Below are 21,113 nucleotides of genomic sequence, written 5' to 3'. Positions count from 1 at the left end.
CGGGCGGCGAGCGCCGCCGCCCGGGAAATCGGCTGGATCATTCAGCGGGCTGGGCTGCGGTGCCCTGCGGCGTGCGGCCATGTTCGATGTCGTGGAGAAGGCCGCCGGGGCGCGTGTAGACCACCCAGGTGATGACCACGCAGATCACGTAGAAAATCAGGAAACCCCACAGCGCCCCAACGGCAGACCCGGTCATCGCGATTGACGTCCCGTAGGCCTTGGGGATGAAGAAGGCGCCGTAAGCCGCGATGGCCGAGGTGAAGGCCACGATCGCGCCGGACTCCATCGCGATCTGCCGCTTGCGCTCTTCAGCACCCAAGTGCGGCATCAAGCGCGGAATTTCGCGGCCCATGATCACGGGGATCATCTGGAAGGTGGAGGCGTTGCCGACACCGGTCAGGAAGAACAGCGCCATGAAGCAGGCGAAGAAGCCGACGAATGAACCCAGCCCGAGGAAGGAGATCACGCCGAAGGTGGCCGCGATCATCGCCGCGAAGGTCCAGAAGGTCACGCGACCGCCGCCGAACTTGTCCGAGATCCAGCCGGTCGCGGCGCGGCTCAGCGCCCCCACAAGCGGCCCGAGGAAGACGTAGTTCAGGGCGTTGACTTCAGGGAAGGCCAGCTTGGTCAGCAGCGGGAAGCCCGCCGAGTAGCCGATGAAGCTGCCGAAGGTGCCGGTGTAGAGGATGCACATCAGCCAGTTCTGCTTGCGGCTGAAGATGACCGCCTGGTCGGCAAAGCTGGCGCGCGCATCGGCGATGTCGTTCATGCCCAGCCAGGCGGCGATGGTCGCCGCAAGGATGAAGGGCACCCAGACGAAGCCAGCGTTCTGCATCCAGAGTTGACCGCCGTCTGAAAGGGTCACGGGCTCGCCGCCGATGGCCCCGAAGACACCCGCCGTGATGACGATGGGCACGAGGAACTGCATGACCGACACGCCGAGGTTGCCGAGCCCAGCGTTCAGCGCCAGAGCGTTGCCCTTTTCGGCCTTCGGGAAGAAGTAGCCGATATTGGCCATCGACGAGGCGAAGTTGCCGCCGCCGAAGCCGCAGAGCAGCGCCAGCACGAGGAAGATCAGGTAAGGCGTCTCGGGGTTCTGCACTGCGTAGCCGATGCCCATGGCAGGCAGCAGAAGCGAGGCTGTCGACAGCGTCGTCCAGAGCCGCCCGCCGAAGATCGGCACCATGAAGCTGTAGAAGATGCGCAGCGTCGCGCCCGACAGTCCCGGCAGGGCCGCCAGCCAGAACAACTGGCCCGGGGTGAAGTCGAACCCGATGGCGGGCAAACGTGCCACGACCACCGACCACACCATCCAGACCGAGAAGGCCAGCAGAAGCGCGGGGATCGAGATCCACAGGTTGCGGCGTGCAACGGCACGGCCCTTTTCGGCCCAGAATTGTTGGTCCTCCGGCCGCCAATCCTCCAGCACGCGCGGCATGGCGGTGCGTTCGGGATGGTGAATATCCTGCATCTCGGGCAGCTGCGGCAGCTGGTCGAGCACTTCACCATGAGCAGCGCGCTCCATCGCGCGGATAGACAGGTGCATCCAGGTCAGAGCGATGGCGACCAGTCCGAAGAGCAGCGCAAAGCATGACGTATAGATGCCCGTGAGATCGAGGAGTGCGCCGAAGGCGATCGGCAGGACGAACCCGCCAAGGCCCCCGATCATGCCGACAAGCCCGCCGACAGCGCCCACGTGTTTGGGGTAGTAGACAGGGATGTGCTTGAAGACGGCCGCCTTGCCGAGGCTCATGAAAAAGCCAAGAGCGAAGAGCGTGACGATGAAGGGCCACAGACCCATCTGAGTTGAGAACGCGATGGCGCCGTCCTTACCCTGGATGACGTAGTCCGTGGGCGGATAGCTCAGCATGAACAGGAACAGCAGCGAAAAGCCGAAGGTCCAGTACATGACCCGGCGCGCGCCGAACTTGTCCGACAGCACGCCGCCATAGGCGCGGAACAGCGAGGCCGAGAGGCTGAAGGACGCTGCCGCCATGCCCGCGAAGCGCACGTCGATGCCGTAGACGTCGATCAGGTAGTGCGGCATCCAGAGCGCAAGTGCCACGAAGGCACCGAAGACGAAGAAGTAGTAGAGGGAGAAGCGCCAGACCTGGAGGTTCTTCAGCGGCGCGAACTGCTGCGCCAGCGACGGTGCCTTGGTGCCGGTCTTGCGGCGTTCGACCAGTTCGGGGTCGTCCTTGGCCAGAAGGAAGAAAAAAACGCCGATGATGGCGAGCCCCGCTGCCCAGACATAGGCCACACCATGCCAGCCATAGGCGACCATGACGAAGGGAGCGACGAATTTGGTAACCGCTGCGCCCACGTTGCCCGCACCGAAGATACCCAGCGCGGTCCCCTGGTGGCCTGCGTCATACCAGCGGCTGACATAGGCCACGCCGATGATGAACGACCCACCTGCGAGGCCGATGCCAAGCGCCGCAATCAGATACATGATATAGCTGTCGGCCAGCGTCAGCGCCCATGTGGCCAGCGCCGTCAGGATCATCTGGCTCGAAAACACCAGCCGCCCGCCGTATTTCTCGGTCCAGACGCCGAGAAACAGGCGGGTGACCGATCCGGTCAGGATCGGGGTGGCGACCAGCAGGCCGAACTGGGTGTCGTTCAGGCCAAGCTCGGCCTTGATGGCGACACCGATGATGGAAAAGATCGTCCAGACCGCGAAACAGGCGGTAAAGGCGATCGTGCTCAGGCTCAGGGCGCGTGTCTGATCGGCGCGTGAGGCTGTCGCTACGGTCTGCATGGCGGGTCTCCGGCAAATGAGTCTTTCACCCCTGTGTGGGGATCAGTGCCAGACCTGACGCTGCAGCGATGCTCGTGACTTGATCTAGATCACAAAACCGGGAAAAGGATAGCGAAATAAATGACTTACAGAAATATGTCATCCGGTGCGCGGTCGCAGATCAAGGCTGCGGTCACGAAGGCCAACCGGCGGGTTGACATATATCAATTGATTTGATGACAATTGTTAAGCGCGTAAAGTAGAAGGGGGAGCGACGTGCCCGATTCCGAATACCGGGATATTCGAAAACTCGATCTCTTTGCGCAGATGGCGGATGATGATTTCACATCCTTGATGCGTGGCGCTTATGTGCAGAATTTCCCTGCGCAGATCGAACTGATCACTGAAGGAGAACCGAGCGATTTTCTTCATATCGTCATTTCGGGCTCGGTCGATCTGTTTTCGACGTGGAATGGCCGAGACACCAGCATGGCGACTGTCCGCCCGATCTCGACCTTCATTCTTGCCGCGACCATTAAGGATGCGCCCTACCTGATGTCGGCCCGCACGCTCGAGAAAAGTCGGATCGCGCTGATCCCCAGTCAGGACGTGCGCGCGATCTTCGACGCCGACAGCAACTTTGCCCGTGCGATCGTCACGGAACTGGCGCAGTGCTATCGCTCGGTCATCAAGGCGCAGAAGGATCTGAAACTCAGAACCTCGCTCGAGCGACTGGCGAACTACTTGCTCAGGCAACAAAGGCACGCCGGTGGCGGGGCCGCGTTCGAACTGAATTTCGAAAAGCGGCGCCTGGCCTCCGTTCTGGGGATGACTCCTGAAAATCTCAGCCGCGCCTTCAAGGGCCTGCAGCCTTATGGCGTTACCGTTACCGGCACCCGCATCACCATCGACAACCAGGCGGACCTTGAGCGCTTTGCGAAACCGAATCCACTGATTGATGACTTTTCAACCTGAGGGACTGACAGATGACCAAATCCATGCCCGGCGCCGCCGGAGATCTCGCCGAGGAACACCCCGATGTCTGGAAGGCCTATGCTGCCTTGGGCAAGGCAACGGCCCATTGCGGCCCACTGACAGACCGCGAAAAGCGCCTCGTCAAGCTCGCCCTCGCGATTGGCGCGGGCTCCGAAGGCGCGGTCCATTCCCATACCCGGCGCGCCAGATCGGAGGGGATTGAGGCTGAGGCGATCATGCAGGTGGCGATGCTGGCCATCGGCCCGCTTGGTCTGCCCCGGGCTGTCGCCGCAAAGACCTGGATCGAAGACATCAAGGATTGACCTTCAAGGAAGCGGGCTAACCCCAAAAAGAAACGGATGCGCCCAGAGCAGCGCCACATAAAGCGCAATGCCTGCCGCAAGCCGCATGAGAGTACCCACCGACGGGGACGCCGCGAGGAGCGGCGCGTCTGCCACGCGATCAAGCATCCGTTGCCACTCTGGCCCCATCTCGCGGTGTTTGCGCCTGTTGATCAGTCGGCCTCCCAGCAGCGCGAAGATGGCGAAGGTGCCGAACAGGATCACATGGGCCAGATCTCCGTTGGGCACGACATGGGCTGCCGCCCAAAGCGCCAACGCCAGAAGCAGCGGATGACGCGACAACCGGACGATGCCGGGCCGTGCCGGGTCGAACTGGTCGTTGCGGGCACCCCCGAACGAGAAAGGGTTGGGTCGGCCGATGGAAAGCGCAAGGATCAGGCAGACCGGCCCCATGACCGTCAATGGGACATGGACCTGCCATGGCGCCCAGTTCCAAAGGGCGACGTGCGGTGCGCGGCCCGCCACCCCGATCAACCAAGAAAGCACCGCCAGCGACAAGGCGGAATAGGCCAGTGTGAAGCCGGAAGCGCCTAGTTGAGCCTGAAGCCAAGGCCGCAACGGCGGGCGCACGGGCAAGGAATGCGTTAGAAAGAACACGACATAGGCGAGGGCGAACTCGAACCATCCCATGGATGCGCGCCTCAGATCCGCTTGGCGGCGGGAAGACGTAGCAAAAGCCCGCCATAAATTACCGCAAAGCTGCCGAAGGCGAGTGTCCAGAATAGCCCTGCCACAGTGTTCATGGGGCTGGAAAATTCGGGCCATACGCCGCCCGCGACCCGCGCGAATACGGACAGTATCAGGGCCAGATAGATCATGACGGTCCCTGCTCCCGCCCTCAGGTCCTGCCCGGTGTGACCAAGCGTGGCGCGTGTCATCACGGCCAGCGTCATCAAGCCGATTGCCCCCGCCATCCAGAAATGCTGCGCGCCCGCCATTCCAAAGGACCCGGGAGCCAAGATTTCTGCGGCCAATGCGAGAGCCCCCAACGGCACGAAGGCATAGCCTGCGTGCAACACAGTCACTAGCGGCTCGGCAAAGGTACGGTGCCCGGCCCAACGAGCCAATCGCAGGGCGTGCAACACGCTTGCCAGCGCAAGCGCGAACCCAGTCAGCGTCCCGAGAGGCAGCGCAACCCACAGCACAAGCGCCACCAGAAGAGCCAAGAGCGCCCCCTTGTCGAAGGACTGCATCGGCGCCACGGGCAGGAGGGCGCTGCGCCGTTTCACAAGCCAGTTGCGGGTGAAGGAGGGCACGATCCGCCCGCCGATCACTGCAATCATCAAGATGCCTACGCCGAGGCCCAGCCGCAGGCCATAGCCTCGTGCGGCGTACTCGCCTCGCGCAGCCTCCCAATGAAACAGCGCGTTGCCAACGGCGAAGACGACCAGCATCCCCAGCACAATCAGATTGCGCCAGTTCCGGCCCGCAACGATCTCGCGCCCGATGACCGTGGCCAGCATGACCGGGAAAGCCAGGTCGACCACCGCCACCAGCAGCGTCGGCAACCCCGCCGAAAAGATCACCGCAACGCGCCCCGCAAACCACAGCGCCGCAAGTCCGCCCAGCGGCCAGCCGACGATCGGCAGGCGCCCCGTCCAGTTTGGTACGGCAGTCAGGAGAAAGCCCGCGACGACGGCGCCGAGATACCCGTAGAGGAACTCGTGCGCGTGCCAGCTCACCGGGTCGAAGGCGGTCGGAAGCGCGACAAGACCCGATATCATCGGCACCCAAAGCACCATCGCCAGCGCAGCCCAGACCGCCGCGCCGAAGAAGAACGGGCGGAACCCGTAGGTCAGGATCGCGGGTCCGGTCCAGGCGCGCATCTGTTCGGCGGTCGAGGTCATTTGTGGTATCCCTTGCGCGCTCAGGCAGACGCGGCGGCGGCAATGCGGCGGTAGCCTGCCGTGCCATGATAGAAACCGTTGCTCAGTCCCTCATCTCCGCTCAGCGTGGCTAGGCGAGCATCGGCCTCGCCTGCCGGCACGAGTCCGTCGAGCACATCGCGGAACACCTGCGCCACCGCGACCATGTCCACCGCCTGCGGCATAAGCCGCAGGTGCGTGACGCCATCGGCAACCAGGCGGGCAGTTTCGGGGAGCAGGTCGACATAGCTTTCCGACAGGGTCTGGATGCCGTTCACCCGCAGGATCGGCCGGTCGTCACGGGTGCGGAGCGGCATGCCATCGGGGTCTTCTTCACAGGCGAACTGGCAGTTGTCCTTGGTGCGGCCGTGCGCGCGGGCGTGATAGCATCGCGCCGACACCGCCAGAGAGGCGCGGCCGTAGACCTGCACCTCGACGCCGAGCCCCAGAGCGCGCGCAGCTCGCGCCGCGGCGGCGATGGCCGGGGCCGGCATCTCGGCCGGTAGGCAGACATGGGTCGCGCCCTTCCCGGCCATCCAGGTGATGGTCGCCTCGTTGTAGGCGTTCATTAGGGGACCGATCCGGTGCGGGCGCTTTCCGCGCGTGTAAAGGCCGGCAGCATTGTTGATCTCGATTTCGGGCGCGTCCATCGCGGCCAGATCCTCGGTCGCCTTGCGTTCGCGCTTCAGCATGACCTCGGCCAGCGTCGACAGGATCACGGTCTTGCCTGCGCGCTCCAGCCGCTCGATCGTGGCGGGCAGGTCTGCCTCGTGGAAGGGCGCGCGCTTGGAGCAAATCACCTCGCCCAGATAAACCTCGTCCACGGGCGCCTCATCCGCGATGCGGGCATAGAAGTCACGCCGCGCATCTGCGGACCAGTGGTAGGCGATCGGGCCGAGCGTCAGTTGGGTCATGTCGTTCACCGCCATTTCTTTGTCTCGAAGGCGCCCTGGGTCTGCTTCTGCCCCTCGGTCAGGGCGATCAGATCGGCGATGTTTGCCTCGCGTCCAGCCTTGATGTCGTCCACCGCTGCGCGGAAGGCACGCACAACGCCGCGGACATAGCTCTTCGACCGCTGACGCCCTTCGATCTTGAAGGCATGTACGCCCGCCTCGATCAATTCTGGCAGGAGCCGCGACAGATTCAGGCTGACGGGTTCCTCGAAGGCGTAGTAGCCCTCGGGCCGGTGGGGTGCCGTGTAGCGGCCCTTGCAGATCGTGGGATAGCCGGCCTTCTCTTCTGGCCCGAAACGGTCGATGGTGAACCCCGCCAGCTGAGAGGACATCGAACCGTCGGCGTCACGCACATATTCCACATCTGAGGCGGGCGAGCACACCCCGTCCATGTTCGTGGATTGACCCGTCAGGTAGTTGGTCAGGCTGCAGCGGCCTTCCACCATCAGCCCGTGATTGCCGAAAATAAAGGTTTCGATCTCACAGGGGATTTCGCGGCGGATCTGGCGGATCTCGGGGATCGTCAGGATGCGCGGCAGGACCACGCGCTTTACATCGAAATTCATGCAATAGTAGCGGATCGCCTCGGGCGATGAGGCCGCAGCCTGCACCGACAGGTGCAGCCTGATGCCCGGATACGTCCGGGCGATGTAGTCGGCCACGCCCATGTCGGCGACGATGAACGCATCCACGCCCAGCCGCGCGCCGGTGTCCGCCGCCTGCCGCCAGAGATCCACCTTGCCCGCGGGCGGATAGGTGTTCAGCGCCAGCAGCACCTTGGTGCCGCGCGCATGGGCATAGACAACCGCCTCGACCAATTCATCGGGTGTGAAGTTCAGCCCCGGAAAGTTCCGCGCATTGGTCTCATCCTGGAAGCCGCAGTAGACCGCATCGGCGCCGGCGTCGACGGCGGTGCGCAGTGCGGCGGGGGTGCCCGCGGGGCAGATCAGTTCGGCAAGGCTCATGCATATTCCTGCGGTTTGGTGGCATCCGGATAGGCCCGCCGCAAACGTGCGAGAACCGCCCGTCCGGCTGGCCCGAACATCGCCGACGTCTCTTCGGCCAGCGAGCCGTCCATGTCGTCGAGCGCGTTTCTCAGGCGTACCACAGCCTCGGTGTCCCCGCTCACCTCCAGATCACGCGAGAAGAAGGCCGCGTCGCCGTCCTGCTCGGCGTCGATCAGTTCCAGAAGCAGCAGGAACCGCCCGCGGATCGTGGCACCGGCCTGTGGCGCCGCATCGCGCGGAACGGCGCGGAAGATCAGCGCCTGCGGGTCGGGACGCAGATGCAGCGCAAAGGGCAGCTCCACGGGGTCGACCAGGAAATCGGTCGCCTGGTGCGGACCGAGCCGCGCGAAGAGCGACGGGTGCCGCGCCGCGACCCGACGGACAACGCGCGTCAGGACCGGTTGCAGCACAAGGCAGGCAAGCCGTGCGATCGCGCCTTCGCCGGGCCGCAACCGGGCCGTTGGTTCGCTCGTCGGGGTCATGATGGGTCCTTTCGCTCCCCCGATACGCCCGTCTCGGTCACGATCATGTCGAGGGGAACGTCATGGGGCTGCGGGTAGATTGTGGTCAGTCGGGCTGCCGCCAGCGCGATGCCGATGGTGACGGGCCGAGGCGAGAGCGCGGCCAGTGTCCGGTCATAATAGCCGCCGCCCCAGCCAAGGCGATAACAACCCTCGTCCCAGCCGAGGCAGGGCGCGAGCGCGATGTCGGGCGTCAGGACCTCCGCCTCGGTCGGCGGAACGGGGATGTTCCAATGGCCGCGCAGCATACGCATGCCCGGCGTCCATCGTCGGAACACGAGCGGCGCTGCGGGGGTCTCCACCACCGGCAGCGCGACACAGACGCCCGCCGCGTGAAGATCGGACAGGAACGGGCGCAGATCCGGTTCTCCTCGGATCGGCCAGTAGCCGGCAAGCACAGTCGCCCGGAGAGTCCCGCGCGCGGCAAGGACTGTTTCGAGATGACCGCAGATGGAATTGCTCGCCTGCGCCCGTCCTGTCTGGCCCAACCCCTCCCTAAGGCCGGCCAGTCTTGTCCGCTCGGCCCGGCGCCAGCGCGCGACATCGCGCGCCTGCTGCGCATCCGTGCCAAGCGGATCGAAATAAGTCGGGTCCACCTCAGCCGCCATGCAGGGGGGCGAGGCGTAGGTCCCCTGTCCGCTCATGGCGTCGCGCCCTCCTCGGCCACGGTTGCGACGGCGGCGTTGCACCAGTCTGTGACGGCAGCCTCGGTCGGTGCGAGACTCGTCGCCATCCCATCGGCGTAGCGGTCGAACGCGGCCCTGTGGGTTTCAGAGAGGCCCGTCAGGACAGGAACGCCGCGGGCCAGCGCCTCGGCGATCAGCGCGCGGAAGCCGCGCCCCTCCGCCTCGCTCAGGCCGAACTTGTTCAGGATCACAAGGTCCGTCCGGCCACTCTGCAGCCGCGACATCGCCAGACCGACGGCCTCCTCGAAGGCGCCCGCATCCATCCGGCAGGCGGTGGCCTCTGGGCCGAGATCCTGCGTGATACGCCAGCGCGGCCCGTTGGGCAGAAGCCAGAGATCGCAGTCGCACGACCCCGATCCGGCATCGGGCGAGGCCGAGCGCAACGCACCCACTAGCACGACGCCGTCCCGCGTCAGCCGGTCAGCCACCGCGTGCAGAAGACGATCCGTCGCGCCTCGTCCCTCGACTGTCACTCCCGCGAGCCGCATCTTCGTCTCAAGCGTGCTCGAAGCGCGGGAACAGCACGTCATTCTCCAGCGCGATATGGGCCGCGAGATCGTCGAACAGCGCCTTCAGGCCGCCATAGAGCGAGCGCCAGGAGCCGCAGGCGTGCTCGGGCGGCGTCAGATTGCAGGTGAGCCGCCGGATCAGCGCGATGTTTTCGGCGTGATCGTCGTGGTCGGCGCGCATCACCGCGATGGGGTGCTCGATGCCCGGCCCGCCGCCCGCGCGCATGGCCGGAAACAAAATCATCTCCTCCTTAATCATGTGATCCTCCATCTCACCGGCGAGCGTCCGTATGGCGGCGGCAAGCCCCTTGGGCGCCTCGGGATCGTCCGCGTGCACCCGCTCGACCCGGTCGGCCAGCGGCATGAGCGAGGCGAGATCCTCCCGGTGCATCTCGTGATAGCGCGTCAGGATATGGTCAATCAGGGCGCCGGTGTCCTGCGGCACGTCCGTTTCGGGGAGGTCTTTCATGGCGGGTCCTTTCCCTCGCGCGTCGCCCGGTCCTTGCGTGGGTCGCAGCGAATTGGTATTTGAGATACGCATACCTCTCGTGAATGCGCACTTCAACTACCAAATCAGGAGCGCGACCTTGCGCCTCACCTCTTTCACCGATTACGGCCTGCGCGTTCTGATGCGGATGGCGGGCGCACCCGACCGGGCCTTCACCACGTCGGAACTCGCCGATGAATTCCGTGTCTCCCGCAACCATCTTGCCAAGGTGATCACGGCGCTTGCCGCCGCAGGTCTTCTGGAAACCCGGCGCGGCGGTGGGGGCGGCGCCATGCTGGCCCGCGCGCCGGAGGACATCCGCCTGGGCGATGTGGTGGCGGCCCTCGAAGCAGATCAGGCTCTGGTGGAGTGCTTCGCCGCAGGCACCAACAGCTGCACTTTGACCCCGCAATGCCGGTTGAAAGCGCGGCTGGCCCATGCTGAGGCGGCGTTTGTCGCCGACCTCAACCGCAGCACTCTGGCCGATTGCGTTTACCGTCCGGAAAACGCCTGACGCGCCACCCACGCGATCCAGCCCCAGACCGCGCTGCGCAGGGCCATGGCGTAAACGGTACGCATCTCGAAGGCTCCACCTTGGGCGACATGCAGGCCGAACGCCGCGAAAACCAGCAGCGTTGCGGCGAAGATCACGAACGATAGTGGCCAGGCCCATCGCCGCCCCTGCCACAGGCCGAGACCCGCGACGACATAGGCGAGCCCGGCCAGCGTGTTGAACCACAGCACGAAGGGTACGACTGCCCCCATGTCGGCTGATCCGAGCAATGTTCGGCCACCAGAGAAAACGGTCAGCACGCCAAAGGCAATCGCAACACCGCCCGCTATGCGGAGCGTCAGACTGGTTCTAGGCATCGCAAGCGCCCTCCTTCGCGCGTAGAAGTTCCATCTGCACGTCAAACAGCCGCAACCCCTCAGGCACGAGCGCAAAGCCCCGGGCGCCGAGCGTCCAGCGGATGGCGACACCCTGCACCAGCGACGTCAGCAGGATGGCGACATCTTCCGGGCTGACGTCGCGCTTCAGATCGCCCGCAGCCTGAAGATCACGGATCACGGCAACAAGGCGGCCCTGGAAAGCGCCCAGAAGCCCCCGGAACACGTCGCGCAGGGCTTGATTGTCCACCTGCAACTCGCGCGAGAACAGGATCGACGGCAGGGCTGGCGTCTCGGATATGGCTGACAGCTGCGCGCCGATCAGCGCCTTGAGGCGCGCGTGCGGCCCGGTGGCTCCAGTCTCGGCCTCGGCCCAGGCTCGCTGCAACCGGTCCGCGATAGCCTCGGCCACCGCCAGCCAGAGCGCATCCTTGGTCGGGAAATGCCGGAAAATCGCAGGCTGGCTCACGCCCACTGCGCGCGCGACATCCGTGGTGCTGAGCCGGTCGGGTCCGATCTCATCGGCCAGTCGCAGCACCTCGGCCACGATCTGCGCCTTTCGCTCTTCCGCGCTCTGACGACCGGACATGCACCACCTATTGTTAGTTATAACTTACTAACATATACTATCGGCAACCGCAACCTTTATCCCGAGTCGCGCGCCCAGACCCAAAGGACCCCCTCCATGCCCGCCACGACCGCCCCCACTGGCTATTCCCGCCTGCAGATCGCGCTGCATTGGCTCGTCTTCGCGCTGATCGCGCAGCAATACATCTTCAAGGATGCGATTGCGTCCGCCTGGGACCGCGTCAGCGACGGACTGGAGGTGGGATTCAACCCGCTGGTGCTGGCGCATGTGGCGGGCGGCGCCCTGGTGATGGTCTTCGCGCTGTGGCGGCTGACGTTGCGTGCCCGGCGCGGCGTGCCTCCGGCGATCGAGGCCAACACGCTGCAGGGTATCCTTGCCAGGCTCACCCATGTCGGCCTCTACGCGCTCATGATCCTGATGCCGGTCAGTGGCTCGGTCGCCTGGTTCGGAGGAGTCGAGGCTGCGGCGCAAGCCCACAACGTGATGAAGATCCTCTTGCTGGCATTGGTCGCCCTGCATGTCGTGGGCGCGCTCTACCACCAGTTCGTGCTGCGCGACGGCACGCTGGCGCGGATGCGCCGGGCGCAGGGCTGATGCCATGCGTCTGGCCCCGCTCCTCGCCCTGCCCCCCATCATGCTTGCCATGGCCGCGGCGGTCTGGATGATCTCTTCGGCGCCGGGCCCTACCCAGGTCGAAGGGCATGCGTCCGCCCTGCCCGTTCGGGTGATGACCGTCGCGGCTCAGGATATCCGCCCCACCGCGACAGCCTGGGGCAACCTGCGGGCGGCCGATACCTGGGTCGCAGTGGCCGAAGTGCAGGGCGAGGTGATCTGGCGGCACCCGGACCTGGAACCCGGCCGCCTGATCCCGGCAGGGACCGAGGTGCTGCGGATGGATCCGGCCGATTATCAACTCGCACTGGCGCAGTCGCAGGCCGACCTTGCCGCTCTGGACGCAGAACGCGCGCAGCTTGCGACCGAGGCGGAAAACACGCGCCGCATCCTTGCGCTGGAACGGGACCGGCTGGAGTTGGCCGAAACCGATCTGGAAAGGACGCGCACGCTTGTCGCGCAGGGCAATGCCCCGCAATCCCGCGCCGACGACGCCGAGCGCGCGACTTTGCTGGCCCGGCGCACGGTCGCGGAACTGGAAAACGCGATGGCGCTGATCCCCTCCCGCGAGGCGCGGATCGCGGCACAGGTCGCGCGAAGCGAGGCCGCCATCGACCGGGCGCGCCGCTCGCTCGACCGCACGACCCTGACGACGCCGTTCGACCTGCGCGTGACCGAGGTCAACGCAGAGCTGTTTCAGACCGTCGTCCCCGGTCAGGTGGTGATCCGTGCCGACGGGATCGTGGCGGCCGAGGTCGTGGCGCATCTGCCCATCGACAGCTTTCGACAGCTGCTGGGAGATGCACCGGAGGGCATCACCCTTGCCGACATGATGCGCGACATGCCCGCCACGCGGATTGCAGTGACGCTCAGCCCTCTGTCGGACCCGAGGCAGATCTGGAGCGCCCGCGTTGTCGGGATCGAGGGCGCGCTGGATGCCCGTGCGCGCACCGTGCCGGTCGTGGTCAGGGTTGACGACCCCTATGAGGGCGCCGACCCGCCCCGCCGCCTGCCGCTGGTACCCAACATGCAGGTGCAGCTTGCCTTTTCGGGCGCTTCCATCGCCGGCGTCATCGCCATCCCCGAGGCGGCGTTGCACATGGGCAGGGTGCGGATAGCCGGCCCCGGCGATCTGCTGGAATTGCGCCCCGTCACCGCCGCCTTTGCGCAAGATGGCCGCGTCGTCATCGCGGCGGGCCTGTCGCCGGGCGACCGCGTGGTGATCGACGATATCGCTCCGGCCATCCCCGGCATGGCCCTGACCCCGGTCGAGGTCCAGCCATGATACGCTGGTTCACCGGCCACCCGACGGCAGCCAATCTGCTGCTCCTTCTGTTCCTTGCCGCCGGTGCCTTTGCCGCACCGGGCCTGCTGCGCGAGACCTTCCCCGATTTCCGCGCTGTCGAGGCCGAGATCACGGTGCCGTACCGGGGTGCCGCCGCCGAGGAAGTGGAGGCCGCGATCTGCGCGCCGCTCTGGGACGGAGTGCAGGGTGTAGAGGGGCTGGAAACCCTCACCTGCACCGCGCAGAGCGGCCGCGCCCGCGCCGTGGCGACCATGGCGCCGGGCAATGACGCGCTGCGCTTCGTCAACTCCCTGCGCACCGAGGTTTCGGCCATCGATACCTTCCCCGACCGCGCCGATCCCGCCGTGGTACGCGAGTTGCACCGCTCGGATCCTGTCACATCGATCGCCATCTCGAGCGATCTGCCGCTGGGCGAGTTGGACCTTTATGCCGACGGCCTGTCGGACCGACTGACCGCCCTGCCCGGCGTCGCCCGCGTGACGCGCGGGGGGCTCGGCACCCGGACGCTTTCCATCACCGCCACGCGCGCCGCGCTCGACAGCCACGGTTTGACGCCAGCCGCATTGGCCGCAACCATCGCTGCACAGAGCATCGACCTGCCCGCCGGCACTCTGGAGGGGCCGGGCGCGGACCTGACCTTGCGCTTCACTGCGGAACGCGACACGACCATCTCCCTTGCCACGATCCCCGTGCTGGTTCTGCCGAATGGTGCGACTTTGACGCTTGGGGACGTGGCAGTGATCGAGGAGCGCTTCGAGCCGCCGCAGGACCGCGCCTTTGTCGACGGCACGCCCGCCATCGTGATCGATGTGGCCAAGGCGCTCGAAGCCGACGCGCTTCGGGTACTGGACAGCGTCGCAGCGCTGGTGGCCGAGGAAACGGCACGCCTGCCCGAAACGATCACGGTTGAGGTGGTGCAGGACGTGACCTCCATCATCCGCGACCGGCTGGTGATGCTGGTGCAGAACGGGGTGATCGGGCTTGTGCTGGTTGTCGTGGTGATGAGCCTGTTCTTCCGCCCCGGTTTCGCGGTCTGGGCCGCCATGGGCCTGCCCGTGGCCTTTGCCGGGGCATTCGTCTGGATGGGGCTGACCGGGCTCAGCCTGAACATGATGACACTGGTGGCCCTGCTGATGGCGATCGGGATCGTGATGGACGATTCCATCGTGATCGCGGATTCCATCGCGGTGCATGCCGCCAAGGGCGCGACGGTCGAAACCGTGGCGGCGGGCGTCGCCGCCGTGGCGCCCGGCGTGATCTCGTCCTTCCTGACGACGCTGGCCGTGTTCCTGCCTCTGGCCTTTCTGGCGGGCGAACTGGGGGCCGTCCTGGAGGTTCTGCCCGTGGTCCTGCTGGCCGCGCTCGCCGCTTCGCTGATCGAGGCCTTCCTGATCCTGCCCCACCACTTGAAAGGTGGGATGAAGGACACCGCCCCGTCGCACTTGCGAATGCGCTTCGAGGTGGGTTTCGATGCCCTGCGCGAACGTGGCGTGGGCCGCCTGGCAGACGCCGCGATCAAGGCGCGCTGGCTTGTTGTCGGTCTGGCCATCGGGGCGCTGATCGTGACCGTCGGCGCATTGGGCGGCGGCGTGGTCAAACGCGAGGCGATGCCCGAGATCGATGGCGACGTGCTCGAGGCGCGGCTGATGCTACCCGCAGGCACACCGCTAGCGCGCACGGGCCAAGCCGTGGCTCAGGTCGAGGCAGCGCTCGACCGCGTGAACGCCCGCCTGTCCCCTGATCAGCCCCAGGCACAACCGCTGGTGATCCGCCGCATCACCCGGCTGGGCCGCAACCTCTCGGCGGGCGAGACCGGTGCTCATGTCGCCACCGTCGCGGTGGACCTGCTCGGCGCCGAGACACGCAGCAGCACGTTGGACGAAATCGTCACGCTCTGGCGCGAGGAAATCGGCACTCTGCCCGGTGTGTCCTCGTTGATCCTGACCGAGCCGGGGATCGGCCCGCAGGGCATCGCGGTGGAACTGCGCCTGAGCCACCCCGACCTCGCCACACTGGAGGCGGCGGGGCGCGCCACGCTGGCTGAACTCGAATCCTATGCCGGTGTGCGCAACGCGACCCTCGACCTGCGCCCCGGCGCACCGGAGTTGCGGCTGAGCCTGTCGCAAGGCGCCGAAGCCCTGGGGCTGACCGCCACGGACGTCGCCAGCCAGATCCGCGCGGCCTTTCTCGGCACGCAGCTTTCTGAAATCCGGCGCGGCGATCTGGCCTGGGATCTTGAGGTGCGGCTGGCCGATGATGATCGCGTCAGCCGCGAAGATCTGAGCAACTTCGAAATCGCCCTGCCCAGTGGCGGCACCGTGCCGCTGTCCACCATCGCCACCATCGACGAGGCGCGCGGCTGGGGCACCATCACGCGCCGCAACGGCCTGCGTACGCTGACCGTCGCCGCCGATGTGGACGGCCGCATCGGCAATGCCGACGCGATCACCGCGCGGTTGGCCGAGGGATTCCTGCCCGACCTTGCGGCCGCCACCCCCGGCCTCGGCTTCGAGATCGGCGGGCAAGCGGCGAATTCGGCGGAAACGGTCGCCTCGATCCTGCGCGGGTTCCTGATCGGGCTGGTGGGCATCTACATCGTCCTCAGCTTCCAGTTCCGCAGCTATGTCGAGCCACTCATTGTGATGCTCACCATCCCGCTGGCGTTCCTGGGCGTCATCTGGGGCCATGTCCTGATGGGCTACAACATCTCGATGCCCTCGCTGGTGGGGGCGGCCTCGCTCGCGGGGATCGTGGTGAACAACGCGATCCTCCTGGTCGGGGTCATAAAGACCCGCCGCACCGAGGGTCTGTCCGCCGCGCGCGCCGCAGGCGAAGCCGTGCGGTCTCGGTTCCGACCGATCTTCGTGTCGGTTTCAACCACCATCATGGGAATGGCGCCGCTGCTGCTCGAAACCTCGACGCAGGCGCAGACACTCAAGCCACTGGTCATCTCTGTCGTCTTCGGGCTGCTCGCAGCCACCGTTCTGATCCTCGTGATCCTGCCTGCCTTCTATGCAGTGCTGGAGGTCATGCGCGAACCAAGATCGGCTGACCCGGCGGTCAGTCGCGGACTGGAGCGCCACTGACCCGGGATCGAATTTCGCGAGCGGCCTGCCGCCTTGCGGCGCGGTCCGGGGCGCTGCGTCAGACCAGGCGGCAGTCCGGCAGCCGCCCGATGGCCTCCTCCACCTCCTTGCCCGCGAGCAGACAGAGCCCGGTCGAGAGGGCGTCGGCCAAGGCCGCGGTAGGTGCGGTGATCGACACGCTACGCGCCGTTGCCGGGGCGGGCAGTCCGGTCCGGGGGTCGAGGATGTGGCCGATGGTTTCAGCCGCGTCGAAGGACGTGCCCAGCGGTGCCGATGTCGCCAGCGCGCGGTCCCGGAACCTGAACGCCCTGCCATCGGGCAGCGACACCGACCATGGGGCGCCAGACGGCATGCCACCCAAGGCGCGCACCTCTCCCGTGTCGATCAGGATCCGGTCGAGGCCCTGCGCCTCCAGCATCCTTGCCACGCGATCGGCGACATAGCCTTGCGCGATGCCGTTCAGAGTGAGGGCCATGCCCGACCGTGCGAAGGCGATCCGCGACGGGGCGACCGTGAGCCGTGACCAGCCGACGCGCGATCGCGCTTCCTCCAGCATCGGGCCCGTCACCGTGCCGCCCGCGGCATATGCCTCGGCATAGGTCGCCCAGAGCGGCTGAACCGTCGGGTCGAAGGCACCGCCGGTCGCGTCATGCACGGCACCGGCGATGCCAAGGCATTCGACAAGCTCGAACGGCGGCGCATCCAGCGACCCGTCGCGGTTCAGCCGCGACAGGGCCGAGCCCGGCCGATAGAGGCTGAAGACATCCTCCAGGCGGTCGATTTCCTGCAATACGGCCGCCACGATCTTGGCAGCATCCGGGTGGTCCAGCGTGATCGACGCCCGCGCTCCAAGCGCAGTGCCGCTCCAGTACCGCTTCGGTACCGCCGCGGCGGGGCCCGCCAGCGCGGCGGCGGCAGAGATCGCGATGAAGCGACGGCGGGAAAGGCTCGGCATGGTGGTCTCCTAGTCGATGGCCGCCCCCTCGGGCGGGATGAAATTGCCCTCGTCGTCGAGCCTGAACTCAACCGGGGCCAGCACCGTCTCGTCGGGCACCGAGAGCAGCGACAGGATCTCGCCGCCGTTTCGGGCGACAAAATCCTCGGCAGCGGCGCGATCGGCAAAGGGGATCAGCTCGGGCGCCCCCATGCCGCCCGCGACGGTGGCGCCAACTACGTAAACGGCAGTCTCGGCGGCGATCCAGTTGTCGGCGCCGGGCGCCTCCCAGCTGGGGGCGGCGCCCATGTCGCTGACATAGATCGCGGCGATGGCGTGGCTTTGCTCGGGCATCCGCTGGTAGGCGATCGCGTCGCGCACCTGGCTGAAAAACAGCGGATCGGGCAGACCCGACAGATGGACCTGCGCCTTGGGGCCGGGATGTTCCAGCAGGTCCATCTGGCAGTAATGGCCCACGGCCTCGGCGGTCATGGTGACGGGCAACGGCCGTTCGGCCACCTCTTCCTTGCAGCCCGACAGCATGAGAGCAACAAGCGCGAGAGCGATGAGGCGGGTCATGGCCGCACCCTCCGGAAGGCGAGCAGGGCAAGGGCAAAACCGCCCGCCGCCCAGAACAACAGCGACGACAGGGCCCAGGCCGGCGGAATGGTCTGCGCCGCGCCTGCGACGCCCGCCGCCGCGCCCGCCGCCTCGGAGGCGGCGAGGTTGTAGAGGCGGAAGGCGTCGGCCGGGTTGGCCAGCAGCAGCCAGGGGAAGACCCCCGTGGTGAAGGCGCCCCCGCCATCGGCAACCACGGCGGCCAGCAGTCCGAGATCGTAAAGAACGACGAAGACCAGCCACAGCCCGATGGCCGCGCCGGCGGCCGCGCCCGGGCGGCGCGACACCGCCGAGACGGCATAGCCCGCCCCGAGGAAAGCCGCGCCCAGCAATAGGGAGGACAGCAGCAGCCGCACAAGCGCGGGCAGACCCGCCGCCGCCCCGGGATCGAAAGCGAAGGCCGCCACGGCGGCCATGCCGTAGCCGGCCAGAAGGGCGATGCCCAGAACCGCCAGATGCGCGAGGAATTTGCCTGCAAGGATCTCGCCCCGGCTGACGGGATAGGTCAGGATCAGCGGCAGCGTGCCCCGCTCGATCTCACCCGCCACCGCGTCGAAGGACATCAGCAGCGCGAGAAGCGGAACGAGGTACACGGCGAGAGAGGTGAGGCTCGCGACCGTGACCGACAGCTTGTCGGCGCCGATCTGTCCTGTCGGCGCGCTGCCCGCCGCCGACAGGACAAGCGCAAAGAGCGCCATCATCGTGACCGCGATCGCGACCCAGCGGTTGCGCATCGCGATACGGATCTCGGATCCGGCCCCGGCCATCACACGGGTCATTGATCTGCCCTCCGGCTGAAATGGGTGTACAGGTCCTCGAGGCTCGGCGGTATCACCTCGACGTCATCGATCATGCCGCCGAGATCGGCGATCTGGCCGAGGCGGGACAGCTTGTCGCCATGCGCGCAGGTCAGGTCGACCCGCACGCCGTTGACGCGGGTGCCATCCAGCCGCCGGGCCACGTCGCCCACCGTCTCGGGCCGGGCGGCCACCTGGATGTGGATCGGCAGTCCGGCCTCGCGTCGCAGATTCGCAAGCGTGTCGTTGGCCACCAGCCGCCCCTTCGACAGGATGGCGATGCGGTCGGTGCGCGCCTCGACCTCGGTCAGGGCATGCGAGGACAGCAGGATCGCCGTGCCGTCCCGCGCCAGCTCGGCGAGGATGGCGTAGAATTCGCGCCGCGAGACGGGGTCGAGGCCGCTGGTCGGTTCGTCCAGCACCATCAGGCGCGGCCGTCCGATCAGCGCCTGCGCCAGCCCGACGCGCTGCCGCATCCCCTTGGAATAGGTGCCGATCCGGCGGTCTGCGGCCTGGTCCAGCCCGACCCGCTCCAGCAGGGCGCCGGCTTTCGAGGCCGGTTCGCCGCGCAACCGCAGGTACAGCGCGATCTGCTCGCGCCCGGTCAGGGCCGGGTGAAAGGCCGCGTTTTCCGGCAGGTAGGCCGTGGCCTCGCGCGCGGCGCGGTCGCCGGGCGCGGCGCCCGCCACGCGGATCTCGCCCGAGGTCGCCGGGACCAGGCCGAGGATGGTCTTCATCAGGGTCGACTTGCCCGCCCCGTTGTGACCCAGCAGCGCAACGCGCTCGCCTTCGGCCACCGCAAGGCTGACATCCCGCAGCGCCTCGACGGCGCCAAAAGTCCTAGTGACCCGAGAGCAGGTCAGCATCGCTCATCTCCTCAATGTCTCCGGCGCGGGCCATCGCATCGGCCTCCAGCGCCGCGATGTCGGCCGGCACCGCGATCTCGGGCGCCGTCATCAGCGGCGCGCTGTCCAGCACGCCGCCCGGCAGGGTCGCCGGAAAGGCCGACTGGCTCCAGCGCACCAGTTGCACGGCGGGCGAGCCCAGCAGCAGCTTGGCCGAAGGCTGCGACCACAGGATGTGGTCCATCAGGTCGTTCGGCCGGAAGGCCCCGTCCGCGATCCCGTCACCGTCCAGATCGAAAGCCGGGTGGTCCGACCAGAAATTGCCGCGGCCTTCCGCGCTCCATTCCATGTGTCGGGTTCCGACGTATTTCACCTGGTGGCGGTTGCCGACGAAGGCATTGCCGGTGATCTGGTTGCGCTCGGACCCGGCGGTGAAGTGCATGCCGATCTCGCATCCCTCGAAGCGGTTGCCCGCGATCCGGTTCTTGTGCGCGTTGTAGATGAAGGTGCACTTTTCATGCGTGCCGCCGCGCACCAGGTTGCCAGTGACCTGCGCGTTGTTGGCGTAGTTCAGCATGATGCCATGCGTGCGGTCGCCCAGCGACAGGTTGTCCCGCACCTCGATCCGGTTCGAGAACATCAGGGCAAACCCCAGGGTGTTGCCCAGGGAAACATTACCGACAACCTGGGAATTGTTGGTGTACATGTAGTGCACGGCAAAGCGCAGGTCGCGGAAGGTGTTGCCTCGAAAGGTATTGTCTTTAGAGGCATTGGCGAAAATTCCATCACGGCCCCAGATCACGTCGTTGCCCTCGACAATCGTTCCAGGCGCGTTCCAGACGTAGATCCCATTGCCCCGATCGTTCACCCGCCGATCGCGGCGGCCTTCGATCCGGTTTCCGCGCACGATACTGTCGCGCGCGCCGTGCACGGTAATGCCGTGCAGGTTGCCGGTCAGGCGGTTGTTTTCGACAAGCGCGTTCGTGGCCGTCCGTTCGAGCTTTACGCCTGAATCGATTTCTGCGCCGTCATTGCCCGAGCCACGGATCGTCAGGTTGCGGATCACCGCGCCGTCGCCGCTCACGGAAACGACGCTGCCCGTTCCGTTGCCTTCGAGGATGGCGCCTTCGTGGCCTTCAAGGGTCAGCGGAAGGTCGATGGACACCGGGCCATGGTGCAGGCCCGGCATCAGGATCAGCACGTCGCCGGGGTTGGCCCCGGCGACGGCGGAGACAAGCGCACCCGGCGCGGGCGCTACCGTCCGCGTTTCCGCCACCGCCTGGACCGCGAACGCGGCCAGGATGACGACAAGGAGGAACCGGATGCGCTTCAT

Annotated in this window: 22 protein-coding genes; 6 read left to right on the top strand and 16 right to left on the bottom strand. The window is 66.6% G+C overall.

What is annotated here, in order from left to right:
• Window positions 1–37: 37 nt before the first annotated feature.
• A complete protein-coding gene (locus ACP159_RS19475) occupies window positions 38–2,761 on the bottom strand; it encodes a nitrate/nitrite transporter (RefSeq protein ID WP_425101384.1) in 2,724 nt (907 codons plus the stop codon).
• 255 nt (window positions 2,762–3,016) lie between these two features.
• Here ACP159_RS19475 and ACP159_RS19470 point away from each other — a divergent pair, with 255 nt between their 5' ends.
• Together ACP159_RS19470 and ACP159_RS19465 are read left to right on the top strand one after the other, a co-directional pair.
• Window positions 3,017–3,715, top strand: coding sequence for a cyclic nucleotide-binding domain-containing protein (locus ACP159_RS19470; protein WP_425101383.1), 699 nt, complete (start codon window positions 3,017–3,019; stop codon window positions 3,713–3,715).
• Window positions 3,716–3,726: 11 nt separating this feature from the next.
• Entirely contained in the window at window positions 3,727–4,038 is a 312-nt protein-coding gene (locus ACP159_RS19465) for a carboxymuconolactone decarboxylase family protein (RefSeq protein WP_425101382.1), read from the top strand.
• Between the two features lie 3 nt (window positions 4,039–4,041).
• Here the strand turns inward: ACP159_RS19465 and ACP159_RS19460 are convergent, their stop codons facing one another.
• The 8 genes from ACP159_RS19460 to ACP159_RS19425 are packed head-to-tail and all read right to left on the bottom strand — an operon-like array spanning window position 4,042 to window position 10,087.
• Window positions 4,042–4,707 carry an NnrU family protein gene (locus ACP159_RS19460; protein WP_425101381.1) on the bottom strand — a complete coding sequence of 222 codons (666 nt, stop codon included), beginning with the start codon at window positions 4,705–4,707 and terminating at the stop codon, window positions 4,042–4,044.
• An 11-nt stretch (window positions 4,708–4,718) separates the two neighbouring features.
• The gene (locus tag ACP159_RS19455; protein WP_425101380.1) at window positions 4,719–5,924 is read right to left on the bottom strand and encodes an NnrS family protein; all 1,206 of its coding nucleotides are present in this window, start codon (window positions 5,922–5,924) and stop codon (window positions 4,719–4,721) included.
• 20 nt (window positions 5,925–5,944) lie between these two features.
• Window positions 5,945–6,856 carry a ubiquinone anaerobic biosynthesis protein UbiV gene (gene ubiV / locus ACP159_RS19450; RefSeq protein WP_425101379.1) on the bottom strand — a complete coding sequence of 304 codons (912 nt, stop codon included), beginning with the start codon at window positions 6,854–6,856 and terminating at the stop codon, window positions 5,945–5,947.
• A gap of 5 nt (window positions 6,857–6,861) precedes the next feature.
• Window positions 6,862–7,860, bottom strand: a complete 999-nt coding sequence (gene ubiU, locus ACP159_RS19445) for a ubiquinone anaerobic biosynthesis protein UbiU (protein ID WP_425101378.1) — start codon at window positions 7,858–7,860, stop codon at window positions 6,862–6,864.
• Window positions 7,857–8,384, bottom strand: coding sequence for a ubiquinone anaerobic biosynthesis accessory factor UbiT (gene ubiT, locus ACP159_RS19440; RefSeq protein WP_425101377.1), 528 nt, complete (start codon window positions 8,382–8,384; stop codon window positions 7,857–7,859). Before ubiT ends, ubiU begins: the two co-directional genes overlap by 4 nt.
• Complete coding sequence (locus tag ACP159_RS19435) at window positions 8,381–9,067, bottom strand: 5-formyltetrahydrofolate cyclo-ligase (protein ID WP_425101376.1); 687 nt, start codon at window positions 9,065–9,067, stop codon at window positions 8,381–8,383. The genes ubiT and ACP159_RS19435 overlap by 4 nt, the downstream gene beginning before the upstream one ends.
• Window positions 9,064–9,582 carry a DUF2478 domain-containing protein gene (locus tag ACP159_RS19430; protein WP_425101375.1) on the bottom strand — a complete coding sequence of 173 codons (519 nt, stop codon included), beginning with the start codon at window positions 9,580–9,582 and terminating at the stop codon, window positions 9,064–9,066. Before ACP159_RS19430 ends, ACP159_RS19435 begins: the two co-directional genes overlap by 4 nt.
• 22 nt (window positions 9,583–9,604) lie before the next feature.
• Window positions 9,605–10,087: a hemerythrin domain-containing protein gene (locus tag ACP159_RS19425; protein ID WP_425101374.1), complete on the bottom strand. Its 483-nt coding sequence runs from the start codon at window positions 10,085–10,087 to the stop codon at window positions 9,605–9,607.
• Between the two features lie 118 nt (window positions 10,088–10,205).
• Here ACP159_RS19425 and ACP159_RS19420 point away from each other — a divergent pair, with 118 nt between their 5' ends.
• Window positions 10,206–10,619 carry an RrF2 family transcriptional regulator gene (locus ACP159_RS19420; protein WP_425101373.1) on the top strand — a complete coding sequence of 138 codons (414 nt, stop codon included), beginning with the start codon at window positions 10,206–10,208 and terminating at the stop codon, window positions 10,617–10,619.
• Here the strand turns inward: ACP159_RS19420 and ACP159_RS19415 are convergent.
• Both ACP159_RS19415 and ACP159_RS19410 read right to left on the bottom strand, forming a co-directional pair.
• Window positions 10,598–10,975 carry a hypothetical protein gene (locus ACP159_RS19415; protein ID WP_425101372.1) on the bottom strand — a complete coding sequence of 126 codons (378 nt, stop codon included), beginning with the start codon at window positions 10,973–10,975 and terminating at the stop codon, window positions 10,598–10,600. The genes ACP159_RS19420 and ACP159_RS19415 overlap by 22 nt on opposite strands.
• Window positions 10,968–11,582 (bottom strand): TetR/AcrR family transcriptional regulator, encoded by a 615-nt coding sequence (locus ACP159_RS19410; protein ID WP_425101371.1) that lies wholly within the window; start codon window positions 11,580–11,582, stop codon window positions 10,968–10,970. Before ACP159_RS19410 ends, ACP159_RS19415 begins: the two co-directional genes overlap by 8 nt.
• Before the next feature lie 96 nt (window positions 11,583–11,678).
• Here ACP159_RS19410 and ACP159_RS19405 point away from each other — a divergent pair, with 96 nt between their 5' ends.
• From ACP159_RS19405 to ACP159_RS19395, 3 genes are read left to right on the top strand one after another with little or no spacing between them, the layout of a single operon-like run.
• On the top strand, window positions 11,679–12,176 hold the full coding sequence (locus tag ACP159_RS19405) for a cytochrome b (protein WP_425101370.1): 498 nt from the start codon (window positions 11,679–11,681) through the stop codon (window positions 12,174–12,176).
• A gap of 4 nt (window positions 12,177–12,180) precedes the next feature.
• On the top strand, window positions 12,181–13,479 hold the full coding sequence (locus tag ACP159_RS19400; RefSeq protein ID WP_425101369.1) for an efflux RND transporter periplasmic adaptor subunit: 1,299 nt from the start codon (window positions 12,181–12,183) through the stop codon (window positions 13,477–13,479).
• Entirely contained in the window at window positions 13,476–16,586 is a 3,111-nt protein-coding gene (locus ACP159_RS19395) for an efflux RND transporter permease subunit (protein ID WP_425101368.1), read from the top strand. The genes ACP159_RS19400 and ACP159_RS19395 overlap by 4 nt, the downstream gene beginning before the upstream one ends.
• Before the next feature lie 58 nt (window positions 16,587–16,644).
• Here the strand turns inward: ACP159_RS19395 and ACP159_RS19390 are convergent, their stop codons facing one another.
• Genes ACP159_RS19390 through ACP159_RS19370 form a run of 5 tightly spaced genes read right to left on the bottom strand, consistent with a single transcriptional unit; the run spans window position 16,645 to window position 21,113 of the window.
• On the bottom strand, window positions 16,645–17,541 hold the full coding sequence (locus ACP159_RS19390) for an FAD:protein FMN transferase (RefSeq protein WP_425101367.1): 897 nt from the start codon (window positions 17,539–17,541) through the stop codon (window positions 16,645–16,647).
• A gap of 9 nt (window positions 17,542–17,550) precedes the next feature.
• The gene (locus ACP159_RS19385) at window positions 17,551–18,099 is read right to left on the bottom strand and encodes a nitrous oxide reductase accessory protein NosL (RefSeq protein ID WP_425101366.1); all 549 of its coding nucleotides are present in this window, start codon (window positions 18,097–18,099) and stop codon (window positions 17,551–17,553) included.
• Window positions 18,096–18,917 (bottom strand): ABC transporter permease, encoded by an 822-nt coding sequence (locus ACP159_RS19380; RefSeq protein WP_425101365.1) that lies wholly within the window; start codon window positions 18,915–18,917, stop codon window positions 18,096–18,098. Before ACP159_RS19380 ends, ACP159_RS19385 begins: the two co-directional genes overlap by 4 nt.
• Window positions 18,914–19,801: an ABC transporter ATP-binding protein gene (locus tag ACP159_RS19375; protein WP_425101364.1), complete on the bottom strand. Its 888-nt coding sequence runs from the start codon at window positions 19,799–19,801 to the stop codon at window positions 18,914–18,916. The genes ACP159_RS19380 and ACP159_RS19375 overlap by 4 nt, the downstream gene beginning before the upstream one ends.
• On the bottom strand, window positions 19,776–21,113 hold the full coding sequence (locus ACP159_RS19370) for a nitrous oxide reductase family maturation protein NosD (RefSeq protein WP_425101363.1): 1,338 nt from the start codon (window positions 21,111–21,113) through the stop codon (window positions 19,776–19,778). The genes ACP159_RS19375 and ACP159_RS19370 overlap by 26 nt, the downstream gene beginning before the upstream one ends.

The organism is Tropicibacter sp. S64 (assembly GCF_049803835.1).
Lineage (GTDB): Bacteria > Pseudomonadota > Alphaproteobacteria > Rhodobacterales > Rhodobacteraceae > Pacificoceanicola.
The sequence above is the reverse complement of the archived record's forward strand: the minus strand, read 5'-3'. Positions and strand labels throughout refer to the sequence as shown.